Source organism: Burkholderia sp. BCC1977 (assembly GCF_905339595.1).
In the GTDB taxonomy this organism is placed as follows: Bacteria; Pseudomonadota; Gammaproteobacteria; order Burkholderiales; family Burkholderiaceae; genus Burkholderia.
In genome coordinates, this window is the sequence record NZ_CAJPGQ010000001.1 from 38,451 (window position 1) to 52,567 (window position 14,117).

At 68.2% G+C, this 14,117-nt stretch carries 10 protein-coding genes; 5 read left to right on the forward strand and 5 right to left on the reverse strand.

What is annotated here, in order from left to right:
• Positions 1-65: 65 nt before the first annotated feature.
• From U5771_RS00170 to U5771_RS00180, 3 genes are all read left to right on the forward strand, one after another.
• Positions 66-2,402 (forward strand): fimbria/pilus outer membrane usher protein, encoded by a 2,337-nt coding sequence (locus U5771_RS00170; protein ID WP_322022103.1) that lies wholly within the window; start codon positions 66-68, stop codon positions 2,400-2,402.
• A gap of 109 nt (positions 2,403-2,511) precedes the next feature.
• Entirely contained in the window at positions 2,512-3,921 is a 1,410-nt protein-coding gene (argH, locus tag U5771_RS00175) for an argininosuccinate lyase (protein ID WP_059701917.1), read from the forward strand.
• Between the two features lie 86 nt (positions 3,922-4,007).
• Complete coding sequence (locus U5771_RS00180; protein ID WP_322022104.1) at positions 4,008-4,691, forward strand: HAD family phosphatase; 684 nt, start codon at positions 4,008-4,010, stop codon at positions 4,689-4,691.
• Between the two features lie 87 nt (positions 4,692-4,778).
• Here U5771_RS00180 and U5771_RS00185 read toward each other — a convergent pair whose 3' ends face one another.
• From U5771_RS00185 to apbC, 5 genes are all read right to left on the reverse strand, one after another.
• Complete coding sequence (locus U5771_RS00185; RefSeq protein WP_322022105.1) at positions 4,779-5,621, reverse strand: lysozyme inhibitor LprI family protein; 843 nt, start codon at positions 5,619-5,621, stop codon at positions 4,779-4,781.
• Positions 5,621-7,900 carry an arginine/lysine/ornithine decarboxylase gene (locus U5771_RS00190; protein ID WP_124613500.1) on the reverse strand — a complete coding sequence of 760 codons (2,280 nt, stop codon included), beginning with the start codon at positions 7,898-7,900 and terminating at the stop codon, positions 5,621-5,623. The genes U5771_RS00185 and U5771_RS00190 overlap by 1 nt, the downstream gene beginning before the upstream one ends.
• 81 nt (positions 7,901-7,981) lie before the next feature.
• Positions 7,982-8,551 (reverse strand): dCTP deaminase, encoded by a 570-nt coding sequence (gene dcd / locus U5771_RS00195; RefSeq protein WP_006398615.1) that lies wholly within the window; start codon positions 8,549-8,551, stop codon positions 7,982-7,984.
• Between the two features lie 193 nt (positions 8,552-8,744).
• The gene (gene sodC, locus U5771_RS00200; protein WP_322022106.1) at positions 8,745-9,281 is read right to left on the reverse strand and encodes a superoxide dismutase [Cu-Zn]; all 537 of its coding nucleotides are present in this window, start codon (positions 9,279-9,281) and stop codon (positions 8,745-8,747) included.
• 132 nt (positions 9,282-9,413) lie between these two features.
• Entirely contained in the window at positions 9,414-10,505 is a 1,092-nt protein-coding gene (apbC, locus tag U5771_RS00205; protein ID WP_322022107.1) for an iron-sulfur cluster carrier protein ApbC, read from the reverse strand.
• Positions 10,506-10,857: 352 nt separating this feature from the next.
• Here apbC and U5771_RS00210 point away from each other — a divergent pair, with 352 nt between their 5' ends.
• Positions 10,858-11,499, forward strand: a complete 642-nt coding sequence (locus U5771_RS00210; RefSeq protein WP_044847722.1) for an OmpA family protein — start codon at positions 10,858-10,860, stop codon at positions 11,497-11,499.
• 376 nt (positions 11,500-11,875) lie between these two features.
• Positions 11,876-14,029: a methionine--tRNA ligase gene (gene metG, locus U5771_RS00215; RefSeq protein ID WP_322022108.1), complete on the forward strand. Its 2,154-nt coding sequence runs from the start codon at positions 11,876-11,878 to the stop codon at positions 14,027-14,029.
• Positions 14,030-14,117 lie beyond the last annotated feature (88 nt).

Here is a 14,117-nt window from a genome sequence, read left to right on the forward strand (position 1 = left end):
TTCCAACGACGAGCACGGCCCTCCGGGCTGCCTGCCCCGCGCGCCATGCCCGGCCCGCCGCCGCGATGCTGGCACTGGCGCTGCACGCAGGCGCCGGATGTGCACAGACGGCGCCGGTGCAGGCGGCAGGCGCTCCCGCTCCCGCTCCCGCTCCCGCACCTGCACCTGCACCTGCTCCCGCTCCCGCACCTGCACCCGACGTACTGTTTCTCGACGTGTCGCTCAACGGTGAACCGACGCACCGGATCGCACGCTTCCAGCACATCGACGGCCGGCTGTACGCGGCGTCCGCCGACCTGAACGACCTGGGCATCGCGACCGGCGACCGGGCGCACGCGCCGTCGAACCCGCTCGTCGCACTCGACTCGCTCGCGGGGCTGCGCTACGACTACGACGCGGGCCGGCAGACGCTCGACCTGCGCGTGCCCGATGCGCTGCGCATTCCGCACACGTTCGATACGCGCGCGCTCGCGGCCGCGCCGCCCGCCACGTCCGGCCGCGGCTTCGTGCTGAACTACGACGCCTACGCGCAGACCATCGCCCATGCACCGCTCGCGGTCTGGAGCGAGGCGCGCTATTTCGATCCGTCCGGCGTATTCAGCAGCACCGGCATCGCGTACCTGTACGACGACCGCCGGCGCTACGTGCGCTACGACACGTCGTGGAGCCACTCGAACCCCGGCACGCTCACGACGACCCAGATCGGCGACACGATCTCGTCGTCGCTGTCATGGACCCGCTCGCTGCGCCTCGGCGGCGTGCAGTGGCGCAGCAATTTCGGCCTGCGCCCCGACCTGGTCACGTTTCCGGTGCCTGCGCTGTCCGGCAGCGCGGTCGTGCCGACTTCGGTCGACCTCTACGTGAACAACGTGCGCCAGTTCAGCGGCGACGTACCGAGCGGACCGTTCGTGATCAACAGCGTGCCCGGGATCACCGGCGCGGGCAACGCGACGGTCGTCACGCGCGATGCGCTCGGCCGCTCGATCGCGATGTCCATTCCGCTGTACGTCGACACGCGCCTGCTCGCGCCCGGCCTCGCCAGCTATTCGGCGGAAGCCGGGTTCCTGCGCCGCGCCTATGGCGACGATTCGTTCGGCTACGCGCGCACGCCGGCGGCGAGCGGTTCGCTGCGCTACGGCATCAGCGAGCGGCTGACCGTCGAGGCGCACGCGGAAGCGACGGCCGGCGTGTACAACACCGGCGCCGGCGCGCTCGCACGCCTCGGCGAACGCGGCGTGGCGAACGCGTCGCTGGCGGTCAGCGCGCCCGGCCGCACGGGCGTGCAGGCCGGCGTCGGCTACCAGTACGTGACGCCGCGCTTCTCGATCGATGCGCAGACGCTGCGCGCCTTCGGCGACTACCGCGACCTCGGCAGCCGCGAAGGCGTGCCGGTATCGCGCGCCACCGACCGCGTCACGGTCTCGTTCCCGTTCCTGCGCACGCAAACCCTGTCGTTCAGCTATCTCGCCCTCAAGTATCCGGGCGTCGCCCCGTCGCGTATCGGCTCGATCGCGTACCTGGTCAATCTCGGCGGGCTGACCTCGATCACGTTCAGCGGCTTCCAGGATTTCCGGCAGCACGACGCACGCGGCTTCTTCGTGAGCCTGAGCGTCGGGCTCGGCGGCAACACGTCGGTCTCGGCGAACGCCGGGCGGCAGAACGGCGACTCGACCTACACGCTGAACGCGGCACGGCCGCCCGACTACGGCGGCGGCGTCGGCTGGAACGTGCAGGCGGGCGCCAACGCGGGCATCCGGTATGCGCAGGGGCAGTTGCAGTATCTCGGCCGCGCCGGCCAGGTCACGCTGCTCACGCAATCGTTCGACGGGCGCGGCAACGCGTCGGTCGACGTCACGGGCGCGTTCGTGCTGATGGACGGCCGGCTGATGACGGCGCGCCGCGTCGACGACGGTTTCGCGCTCGTCTCGACCGACACCGGGCACGTCCCCGTGCTGCACCAGAACCGGCTGATCGGCGAGACGGACCGGGCCGGCTACCTGCTCGTGCCCGACCTGAATGCGTACCAGAGCAATCGCGTCGCGATCGACGGCACCACGCTGCCCGCGGACGCACGGATCGCCGACACGACGCTCGACGTCGTGCCGCAGGCGCGCTCCGGCGTGCTCGCGCGCTTCGCCGTGACCCGCTACAGCGCCGCGTCGATCGCGCTGCGCACGCCGGACGGCACGCCGCTGCCGCCCGGGCTCGAGGTTCGCCACGTCGAAAGCGGCCAGCGCACGATCGTCGGCTACGACGGCCTGACCTTCGTCGACGGCCTCGTCGCGAACAATCACCTGGAAATCTCCGGCGGCGGCCGCGATTGCACCGCCGCGTTCGCGTACCGGCGCCCGGACGACGGCACGCTGCCGCGGATCGGCCCGCTGACCTGCAGCCCCCGGTAGCCCGCGCCCGTTCGCGGCCGACGCGCGCCGGCCGCCCGCCCCGCGAATGCTAGAATTGCGGGATTCCCTCGGCGGCGCACGCCGCCCAACTCCCCTTCGAAGAATCGCCATGACGTCCCAACTGCACAAAAAGGGCGAGGCCTGGTCGGCCCGCTTCTCGGAACCGATGTCGGAGCTGGTCAAGCGCTACACGTCGTCGGTGTTTTTCGACAAGCGCCTCGCGCTCGTCGACATCGCCGGCTCGCTCGCGCACGCGAGCATGCTCGCGGCGCAGAAGATCATCAGCGCCGACGACCTCGCCGCGATCGAGCGCGGGATGACGCAGATCAAGGGCGAGATCGAGCGCGGCGAATTCGAATGGCAGCTGGATCTCGAGGACGTCCACCTGAACATCGAGGCGCGCCTGACCGCGCTGATCGGCGACGCCGGCAAGCGCCTGCACACGGGCCGCTCGCGCAACGACCAGGTCGCGACCGACATCCGTCTGTGGCTGCGCGGCGAGATCGACCGCATCGGCGGCCTCCTGAACGACCTGCGCGGCGCGCTGATCGACCTCGCGGAGCAGAACGCGGACACGATCATGCCGGGCTTCACGCACCTGCAGGTCGCGCAGCCGGTCACGTTCGGCCACCACCTGCTCGCGTACGTCGAGATGTTCACGCGCGACGCCGAGCGCATGCGCGACTGCCGCACCCGCGTGAACCGCCTGCCGCTCGGCGCGGCCGCGCTCGCCGGCACCAGCTACCCGATCGACCGTCACGCCGTGGCGAAGACGCTCGGCTTCGACGGCATCTGCGCGAACTCGCTCGACGCGGTGTCGGATCGCGACTTCGCGATCGAATTCACGGCGGCATCCGCGCTCGTGATGACGCACGTGTCGCGCTTCTCCGAAGAGCTCGTGCTGTGGATGAGCCCGCGCGTCGGCTTCATCGACATCGCCGACCGCTTCTGCACCGGCAGCTCGATCATGCCGCAGAAGAAGAACCCGGACGTGCCCGAGCTCGCGCGCGGCAAGACGGGCCGCGTGAACGGCCACCTGATGGCGCTCCTCACGCTGATGAAGGGCCAGCCGCTCGCGTACAACAAGGACAACCAGGAAGACAAGGAACCGCTGTTCGACACGGTCGACACCGTCGCCGACACGCTGCGGATCTTCGCCGAGATGGTCGCGGGCATCACCGTGAAGCCGGACGCGATGCGCGCGGCCGCGCTGCAGGGCTTCTCGACCGCCACCGACCTCGCCGACTACCTCGTGAAGCGCGGGCTGCCGTTCCGCGATGCGCACGAAGCCGTCGCGCACGCGGTGCGGATCTGCGACGACCGCGGGATCGACCTCGCCGACCTGACGCTCGACGAAATGAAGCAGGAACTGCCGAACGTCGCGCACCTGATCGGCGACGACGTGTTCGGCTACCTGACGCTCGAAGGTTCGGTGGCCAGCCGCAACCACCCGGGCGGCACCGCGCCCGATCAAGTGCGTGCGGCGGTCAAGGCCGCCCGCGCCGCGCTCGGCAAGTAAGCCTGTCGTCACGGACGGACGCCTTCGGCGTCCGTTTTTCATTTGGGGCGGCCATCTCGCCGCCCATCGCTTCCCGGATACCGCCGATGACTTTCTCCGCCGCGCTCTTCGACATGGACGGCCTGCTTGTCGATTCCGAGCGGACCATCATGAACACGTGGATCGACGTGTCGAACGCACACGGCGTCGTGCTGACCGAGATCGACTACCTGCAGATCGTCGGCCGCTCGTTCGCCGAAGGCCAGGTGATTCTCGCGCGGCTGATCGGCGACACGGACACGTTCGACGCCGTGCGCACCCGCGTGCGCGAACGGCTCGCCGCGCCCGAACCCCATCCGAAGTTTCCGCTGAAATCCGGCGCACTGGCGCTGCTCGAGGCGCTCGCGCAGGCCGGCATTCCGTGCGCGGTCGCGTCGTCGTCCGCGCGCGACGTAATCCGTGCGCGGCTCGACGCGGTCGGCGTGCTGCCGTTCTTCCGCGCGCTCGCGGGCGGCGACGAAGTCGCGCGCGGCAAGCCCGACCCGGCCGTGTACCGGCTCGCGGCCGAACGCCTCGGCGTGCCGGCGCATGCGTGCGTCGCGTTCGAGGACAGCGACTTCGGCGCGCAGTCGGCCGCCGGCGCCGGCGCATCGGTCGTCACCGTGCCCGACCTGAAGGCCCCGACGCCCGAGATCGTCGCGCTGAGCCTGCACGTGCTCGCGTCGCTCGACGATGCGGTCGCGCTCGTGCCGTCGTGGTTCGGCCGTCCGGACACGCAGCAGCCCGCGTAAGCGCCACGCGGCGCGCCACATGCAAACGGGCACCCGAGGGTGCCCGTTTTGCGTTGCCGCGCCGCATGACCGGCGGCCCGGCGATCCTTACTGGTTGCCGGCCGTCTCCGACAGCCGCTTCATCGTCGCGATGCGCGCGCCGATCAGGTCGACGCGTCCGTCCTCGCCGACGAGCGGCGCCGTCGCATCGCGGAACGCGACCCACGCGCGTTGCGCGCGCACGAGCGTCGCGGCCGAATGCGCGGGCATCTTGCGACGCAGCTTCTGGTAATAGCGGTTCAAATCGAACAGCGCGTGCTCGCACGCGGCATCCTGCACGCACGGCCGCACGCGGCGGATCGCCGGATCGCGCGGCGCGTTCGCCGGCTTGCCGCCGGCTGCCGCGGCAGCGCCCGGCGCCGCGACCGCACCACCCGGGGTACCACCCTGGGAACCGCTCGTGGCCGCCACCGGCACGGCGGCAGGCGGCGGCGCATAGCGGTCGGCCGCCGCGCGCAGCGCCAACGCGCGATCGCGCACCGGCTGCAGCTGCATGTCGGCGCTCGACATCGCGTACGACGTGCCGCGCGTCGTGTCGTACACGGCCTTCAGCAGATGAATTTCATCCTTGCGCCACGTGACCCAGTGGCGCTGGCTGTCCTGCCAGCCGCGCTTCGCGTCGGCCGGCGCGTCGCTCGACAGGCGCTGGTACGCGCCGTCCATCACCGTCTGCCACTGCTGCTGCGCCTCGCCCATGCACTGGATCTGGCCGGCCGTCGACGACCGGTCGCGCCGCGCGAGACACTGCCGCATCGCGACGTCGATCGGGTCGGCCGCCGCCACTTCCGCATGCGCGACGTTCAGCCCGGCCAGCCCTGCCGCGCCGCTCGCCCAGACGACGAGCGCGGCCAGCGCCGCGCGCATCGTCCGGTTTCGTCCCTGCGTCGCCATCAGTCGCGCACGCAGTCGACGAAGTACTCGACGCGGCCGTTCACCTCTTCCGCGACGAGGCCGTGGATGTCGGTGTGGAAGCCCGGGAAGCGCTCGTTGAAGTCGCGCGCGAACCGCAGGTAGTTCACGATCGTCTTGTTGAAGCGCTCGCCCGGGATCAGCAGCGGAATGCCCGGCGGGTACGGCGTCAGCAGGATGCTCGTCACGCGGCCTTCGAGCTCGTCGAGCGGCACGCGGTCGATCTTGCGGTGCGCGAGCTTCGCGAATGCGTCCGACGGCTTCATCGCCGGCTCCATGTCCGACAGGTACATCTCCGTCGTCAGGCGCGCGATGTCGTTCGCACGGTACACGTCGTGGATCTGCGTGCACAGGTCGCGCAGGCCGACGCGCTCGTAGCGCGGATGCTGCGCGACGAATTCCGGCAGCACGCGCCACAGCGGCTGGTTGTTGTCGTAGTCGTCCTTGAACTGCTGCAGCTCGGTCACCATCGAGTTCCAGCGGCCCTTCGTGATGCCGATCGTGAACATGATGAAGAACGAGTACAGGCCGGTCTTCTCGACGATGATCCCGTGCTCGGCCAGGTACTTCGTGACGATCGCGGCCGGAATGCCCGTCTCGCCGAACTCGCCGTCGACGTCGAGCCCCGGCGTGATGATCGTCGCCTTGATCGGGTCGAGCATGTTGAAGCCTTCCGCCAGCGGGCCGAAGCCGTGCCAGTGGTCGTTCGGCTTCAGCATCCAGTCGTCGCGCGAGCCGATGCCCTCTTCCGACAGGTCGTCCGGACCCCACACGCTGAAGAACCAGTCGTCGCCGTACTCGGCGTCGACCTTGCGCATCGCGCGGCGGAAGTCGATCGCCTCGGCGATCGATTCCTCGACGAGCGCGGTGCCGCCCGGCGGCTCCATCATCGCGGCCGCGACGTCGCACGACGCGATGATCGCGTACTGCGGGCTCGTCGACGTGTGCATCAGGTACGCCTCGTTGAAGCGGTGCTTGTCGAACGTGCGGTTCTCCGAATCCTGCACGACGATCTGCGACGCCTGCGAGATGCCCGCGAGCAGCTTGTGCGTCGAGTGCGTCGCGAACACGAGCGCGCCCGTGCGCGGACGGCCGTCGCCGATCGCGTGCATGTCGCGGTAGAAGTCGTGGAACGTCGCATGCGGCAGCCACGCTTCGTCGAAGTGCAGCGTGTCGAGCAGGTCGCCGAGCAGGTCCTTGATCATCTCGACGTTGTAGACGACGCCGTCGTACGTGCTCTGCGTGATCGTCAGGATGCGCGGCTTCATCTCCGGGTTCTGGCGCATCGCCTCGCGCGCGAACGGGTTCGCCTCGATCTTCTTGCGGATGTTCTCCGGCTTGAATTCGTCGCGCGGGATCGGCCCGATGATGCCGAAGTGGTTGCGCGTCGGCGTGAGGAACACCGGAATCGCGCCCGTCATCGTGATCGCGTGCAGGATCGACTTGTGGCAGTTGCGGTCGACCAGCACGATGTCGCCAGGAGCTACCGTCGCGTGCCAGACGATCTTGTTCGACGTCGACGTGCCGTTGGTCACGAAGAACAGGTGGTCGGCGCTGAAGATGCGCGCCGCGTTGCGCTCGGACGCCGCGACCGGACCCGTGTGATCGAGCAGCTGGCCGAGTTCGTCGACCGCATTGCAGACGTCGGCGCGCAGCATGTTCTCGCCGAAGAACTGGTGGAACATCTGGCCGAGCGGGTTCTTCAGGAACGCGACGCCGCCCGAGTGGCCCGGGCAGTGCCACGAGTACGAACCTTCGTCCGCGTATTTCACCAGTTCCTTGAAGAACGGCGGCGCGAGCGAGTCGAGATAGACCTTCGCCTCGCGGATGATGTGGCGCGCGACGAACTCCGGCGTGTCCTCGAACATGTGGATGAAGCCGTGCAGTTCGCGCAGGATGTCGTTCGGCAGGTGCCGCGACGTACGCGTCTCGCCGTACAGGAAGATCGGGATGTCCGCGTTGCGGCGGCGCACTTCGGTCACGAACGCGCGCAGCTCGATGATCGCGGTCGCGAGTTCGGGCAGCTCGCCGTCCGGGCCCGTTTCGCCGAGCATGAGTTCGTCGTCGTCGATCGACAGGATGAAGCACGACGCGCGGCTCGACTGCTGCGCGAACGACGTCAGATCGCCGTAGCTCGTGAGGCCGAGGACTTCGACGCCCTCCTTCTCGATCGCTTCGGCCAACGCCCGGATGCCGGAGCCCGAGATGTTCTCGGAGCGGAAATCTTCGTCGATGATGACGACGGGAAAACGAAACTTCATGGGCGATTCTCCAAAAAGAACGACCGCGGCGCGTCACACGCAGCGGTCACCCGGAAACCGGTGAGACGTTATGCAACCAGATCAGGTTTTCGGCAGCGTGACACCGCGCTGACCCTGATACTTGCCGCCGCGATCGGCGTACGACACGTCGCACACCTCGTCGCTTTCGAAGAACAGCACCTGCGCGACACCTTCGTTCGCGTAGATCTTCGCGGGCAGCGGCGTGGTATTCGAGAATTCCAGCGTGACGTAGCCTTCCCACTCGGGTTCGAACGGCGTCACGTTGACGATGATCCCGCAGCGCGCGTACGTCGACTTGCCGAGGCAGACCGTCAGCACGGTGCGCGGGATGCGGAAATATTCGACGGTGCGGGCCAGCGCGAACGAGTTCGGCGGGATGATGCACACGTCGCCCTTGAAATCGACAAACGAACCCTCGTCGAAGTTCTTCGGATCGACGATCGTCGAGTTGATATTCGTGAAGATCTTGAATTCGTCCGCGCAGCGGATGTCGTAGCCGTAGCTCGACGTGCCGTAGCTGACGATCCTGCGGCCGTCCTCGGACGCGCGAACCTGATCGGGCACGAACGGCTCGATCATCTTGTGCTCTTCGGCCATGCGCCGAATCCACTTGTCGGACTTGATGCTCATGCCAGCCTCCGCCGGGCCGTCCCAAGGAGGTTGGCCGTCCCCTCGGGGGACAGCGAACGAAGTGAGCGTTGGGGTCGTTTCATATCGGGGCGCCAGGAAACGCTGCGTAACAGTCAGGAAGGGCCGCTCGCGACGCGGCGACCCGGAAAGGCGGACATTTTACGCGATCATCGGCTCGCGCACGCGGCGGCCGTCAACGGATCACGCCGCAGGCGAGCGCGGGCCCCGCGCCATGCTGCGGAAAGGCCGGATCGCTCGGGTCGCGGTGCACCAGCACCGCGCGGTTCAGCGCGGAGCGCACACCGTCGAGGGCCAGATCGGGCGCGACGATGAAACCGGCCGCGACGCCGTTCGCATCCGCATGGATGTTGCCGAGATCGCCGGCGACGCGCGCGCCCGCGCGCAGCCGGTCGGCGGCCGGCGCGAACACCTGGCCGGCGCTCGAGCCGTCGCCTGCGTTGCAGTCGCCGCGCTCGTGCACCTGCAGCGCGTGATCGCTGTTCGGCGGCAGGCCGGCCAGGTTGTACGTGACCTGGACGCCGTCCGGGCGTTCGACGAACGTCATCGCGCCGCGTGCCTGCGAGCCGACGGTCGGCTGCAGTTGCGCGTCGGCACGCTTTTCGTGCGACGAGGAAAAAGAGGTACAGCCGGCCAGAAGGCCCAGCGCGGCGGCCGCCAGCAGCGCGCGCCGCGCGCGGCCGGCGCGCACGCCGTGATGTCGTTGGTTCATTCGATCCTCATGCCGGCTGGCGGCCGTTGACACGGCGGCCATGCCGGGCGGGTAAAGGGACCCGGGAAAAGTCGCCATGATACCGCGCCTCGCGGCGCCGTAAACAGCGTGAGGCCCCGCCCCGCAAGGGTTTTACGTATTTTGAACAACGATCGACGGGAACTTCGACGTCATGTCGCGCGCGCGCTCGGCGATCGCCAGCGCGACCCCGCGCGCGATGTCGCGGTAGCGCCGCGCCAGCGCGCCGTCCGGTTCGGCCACGACCGTCGGCGTGCCGCTGTCGGCGCGCTCGCGGATCGCGATGTCGAGCGGCAGGCTGCCGAGCACGTTCACGCCGTAGTCCTGCGCCATCCGCTCGGCGCCGCCCGCGCCGAAGATGTGCTCTTCATGGCCGCAGTTCGAGCAGATGTGGATGCTCATGTTCTCGACGATGCCGAGGATCGGAATCCCGACCTTCTCGAACATCTTCAGGCCCTTCTTCGCGTCGAGCAGCGCGATGTCCTGCGGCGTCGTCACGATCACGGCGCCCGTCACCGGCACGCGCTGCGCGAGCGTGAGCTGGATGTCGCCCGTGCCCGGCGGCATGTCGACGATCAGGTAGTCGAGCTCGCGCCAGTTGGTCTGGCGCAGCAGCTGCTCGAGCGCCGACGTCGCCATCGGGCCGCGCCATACCATCGGGTTGTCTTCCTCGATCAGGAAGCCGATCGAGTTCGCCTGCAGCCCGTGGCCGACCAGCGGGTTCATCGACTGGTTGTCCGGCGACTCGGGGCGCTGGCCGTGAATGCCGAGCATGGTCGGCAGCGACGGGCCGTAGATGTCGGCGTCGAGAATGCCGACCGACGCGCCTTCCGCGGCGAGCGCGAGCGCGAGGTTGACGGCCGTCGTGCTCTTGCCGACCCCGCCCTTGCCCGACGCGACCGCGACGATGTTCTTCACGTTCGGCAGCAGCTTCACGCCGCGCTGCACCGTGTGCGCGACGATCTCCTGCGACACCGCGACGCGCGCGTCGCGCACGCCCGGCACGGCCTTCAGCGCATCGGCGATGCGTGCGCGCACGTCGTCGTGCTGGCTGCGCGCGGGATAGCCGAGCACCACGTCGAGCGCCACGGCATCGCCGTCGATCGCGACGTTGCGCACGCCCTTGTTCGCCGCGTACGGACGGCCGGTATTGGGGTCGACGACAGCCGCCAGTGCGGCGTCGACTTGTGCCCGGTCAATGCTCATCGAAACTCCGTGAAAACGTTTTTCTCTCGCGCAAACGTCAAGAAATATCAAATAACGCTGCGAAAATCGGGAAAAGTGAAAGAATCTGTTGCACGCCATTGCGCGAACGCGCGCGTCGGAGCAATCTTCGCGTGCGGCATGCTATGGGGCCAAATCGGCCACGAACCGCCTATATTGTAGAGGCTGACGCGTCACCCTGTCCGGAACAGCCACGCTGGCGAACAGGGCATGCGGCCGTCTCGGCGGCTGCCGCGAGCACGGGCCTGCCCGCCTTTTTCGGGCGTCCGTGCTGGGAGCCGTAACTGTAGTTTGTCATCGTTGTCGACTCGTTCAACCCAGAGAGGAATCCAAGATGAACATGAAAATCGCGACCCGCCTGTCCGTCTTCGCATTGGCCGGCGCACTGCTGGCAGGCTGCGCCACGCAGCAAGGCAACAACACGGCCGTCGGTACCGGCACGGGCGCGGCGCTCGGCGCAGGCATCGGCGCGCTGGCGGGCGGCGGCAAGGGCGCGGCGATCGGCGCGGGCGTCGGCGCGCTGGTCGGCGGCGTGACGGGCTACAACTGGCAGGCGATCAAGAACAAGCTCGCGCCGTCGGCAGCCAAGACGGGTACGCAGGTGACCGAGCAGCCGGACGGCTCGCTGAAGCTGAACGTGCCGAGCTCAGTGACGTTCGCGACCAACCAGTACGCGATCACGCCGGCCTTCACGCCGCTGCTGAACGACCTGGCGACGACGCTGAACCAGAACCCGCAAGTGACGGCATCGGTCGTCGGCTACACGGACAGCACGGGTTCGCAGCAGCTGAACCAGACGCTGTCGCAGAACCGTGCGCAGAGCGTCGTGAACGCGCTCGTGCAGCGCGGCGTCGCCGGCGGCCGCCTGGCGGCACAGGGCATGGGCCCGTCGAACCCGATCGCGGACAACGCGACCGAAGCCGGCCGCGCGCAAAACCGCCGCGTCGAGATCTACCTGCGCGCAGCACAGCAGTAAGCATCGCCACGAGAGGAAACGGGGCCGCGCGCCCGGCGCGCGACCCCGTCGCACAAGGCTTCCAGCGGGATCCGTAACAAATCGAAAAAAATTTCGAACTTCCGTCGCGGCCTGCGGTCTGTCTTTACGGTACGCGGCTGGCGCTGCCGGCGCGTCACCATTCTCCTCTTGTCGTTGTTGCTCCGGGGCCGAATTCGCCCCGGTTTTTTTTGCCTGGAATTGGCATGCTGCGTCGCAGCATCGCACCGCCTGGCATGCCGCCCCGGCGGCCCCGTCCCTTCCGGCGCCCGCTCCACGGCGCCCGCCCCGACTGACCTGCCCGCGCCCCTGCTAGAATCGCAGTTTCCGTCGTTTCCGCCGTTCTTCTACAGACCCTATGTCCGCAACCGACCTCACTTCCGTGCAGGCCGCGGCGCCGCAAGGCAGCCGCCAGATCCTCGTTACGTCCGCACTGCCCTATGCCAACGGGCAGATCCATATCGGCCACCTGGTCGAGTACATCCAGACCGACATCTGGGTGCGGACGCTGCGAATGCACGGTCACGAGGTCTACTACATCGGCGCCGACGACACGCACGGCACGCCGGTCATGCTGCGCGCGGAGAAGGAAGGCCTCACGCCGAAGCAGCTGATCGACCGCGTGTGGACCGAGCACAAGCGCGACTTCGACAGCTTCGGCGTGTCGTTCGACAACTTCTACTCGACCGATTCGGACGAGAACCGCGTGCTGAGCGAGAAGATCTACCTCGCGCTGAAGGAAAACGACCTGATCGCCGAGCGCGAGATCGAGCAGGCGTACGACCCCGTCAAGGAAATGTTCCTGCCGGACCGCTTCATCAAGGGCGAATGCCCGAAGTGCCACGCGAAGGACCAGTACGGCGACAACTGCGAAGTGTGCGGTTCGACCTACCTGCCGACCGAACTGCTGAACCCGTACTCCGTCGTGTCCGGCGCGACGCCGGTGCGCAAGACCTCGACGCACTACTTCTTCCGCCTGTCGGACCCGCGCTGCGAGTCGTTCCTGCGCGAATGGGTCAGCGGCCTCGCGCAGCCCGAAGCCACCAACAAGATGCGCGAATGGCTCGGCGATGCCGGTGAAGCCAGGCTCGCCGACTGGGACATCTCGCGCGACGCGCCGTACTTCGGCTTCGAGATCCCGGGCGCGCCCGGCAAGTACTTCTACGTGTGGCTCGATGCGCCGGTCGGTTACTACGCGAGCTTCAAGAATCTCTGCGACCGCAAGGGCATCGACTTCGACGCGTGGATCCGCGCGAGCTCGAGCACCGAGCAGTACCACTTCATCGGCAAGGACATCCTGTATTTCCACACGCTGTTCTGGCCGGCGATGCTCGAGTTCTCGGGCCATCGCACGCCGACCAACGTGTTCGCGCACGGCTTCCTGACGGTCGACGGCGCGAAGATGTCGAAGTCGCGCGGCACGTTCATCACCGCGCAGAGCTACATCGACACGGGCCTGAACCCGGAATGGCTGCGCTACTACTTCGCCGCGAAGCTGAACGCGACGATGGAAGACATCGACCTGAACCTCGACGATTTCCAGGCGCGCGTGAACAGCGACCTCGTCGGCAAGTACGTGAACATCGCGAGCCGCGCGGCCGGCTTCCTGATCAAGCGTTTCGACGGCCGCGTGCAGGACAGCGCGATGAACCATCCGCTCGTCGCGACGCTGCGCGACGCGATTCCGGCGATCGCCGCGCACTACGAAGCGCGCGAATACAGCCGCGCGCTGCGCCAGACGATGGAGCTCGCGGACGAAGTGAACGCGTACGTCGACGGCGCGAAGCCGTGGGAGCTCGCGAAGGATCCGGCCAACGCGGTCGCGCTGCACGAAACCTGCAGCGTGAGCCTCGAGGCGTTCCGCCTGCTGTCGCTCGCGCTGAAGCCGGTGATGCCGCGCGTGGCCGAAGCCGTCGAGAGCTTCTTCGGAATCGCGCCGCTCGCATGGGCCGACGCCGCGAAGCCGCTGTCGTCCGCGCAGCCGATCAAGGCATACCAGCACCTGATGACGCGGGTCGATCCGAAGCAGCTCGACGCGCTGCTCGCCGCGAACCGCGAGTCGCTGCAGGCCGAGGCCGCCGGCGCCGCTGCCGCGGGGGCCGCCGCCGCGAACGCCGCGAAGAACGCCAAGGCGAACGCGAAGGTGGCTGCGGCGAACGGCGCCGACGACGGTCCGATCTCGATCGACGATTTCGCGAAGGTCGACCTGCGCATCGCGAAGATCGTCGCGTGCCAGGCCGTCGAGGGCTCGGACAAGCTGCTGCAGCTCACGCTCGACATCGGCGAGGAAAAGACCCGCAACGTGTTCTCGGGCATCAAGTCCGCGTACCAGCCCGAGCAGCTCGTCGGCAAGCTGACGGTGATGGTCGCGAATCTCGCGCCGCGCAAGATGAAGTTCGGGCTGTCCGAAGGGATGGTGCTCGCCGCGTCGGCTGCCGACGAGAAGGCCGAGCCGGGCCTCTACATCCTCGAGCCGCACAGCGGCGCGAAGCCCGGCATGCGCGTGAAGTAAGCAGCACGACACGCCTTCGCCTGAGCTGAGCAAGAAAGCCCCGCACGCATCGTGCGGGGCTTTTTTACGCTCGCGCGACGGAGCGCGT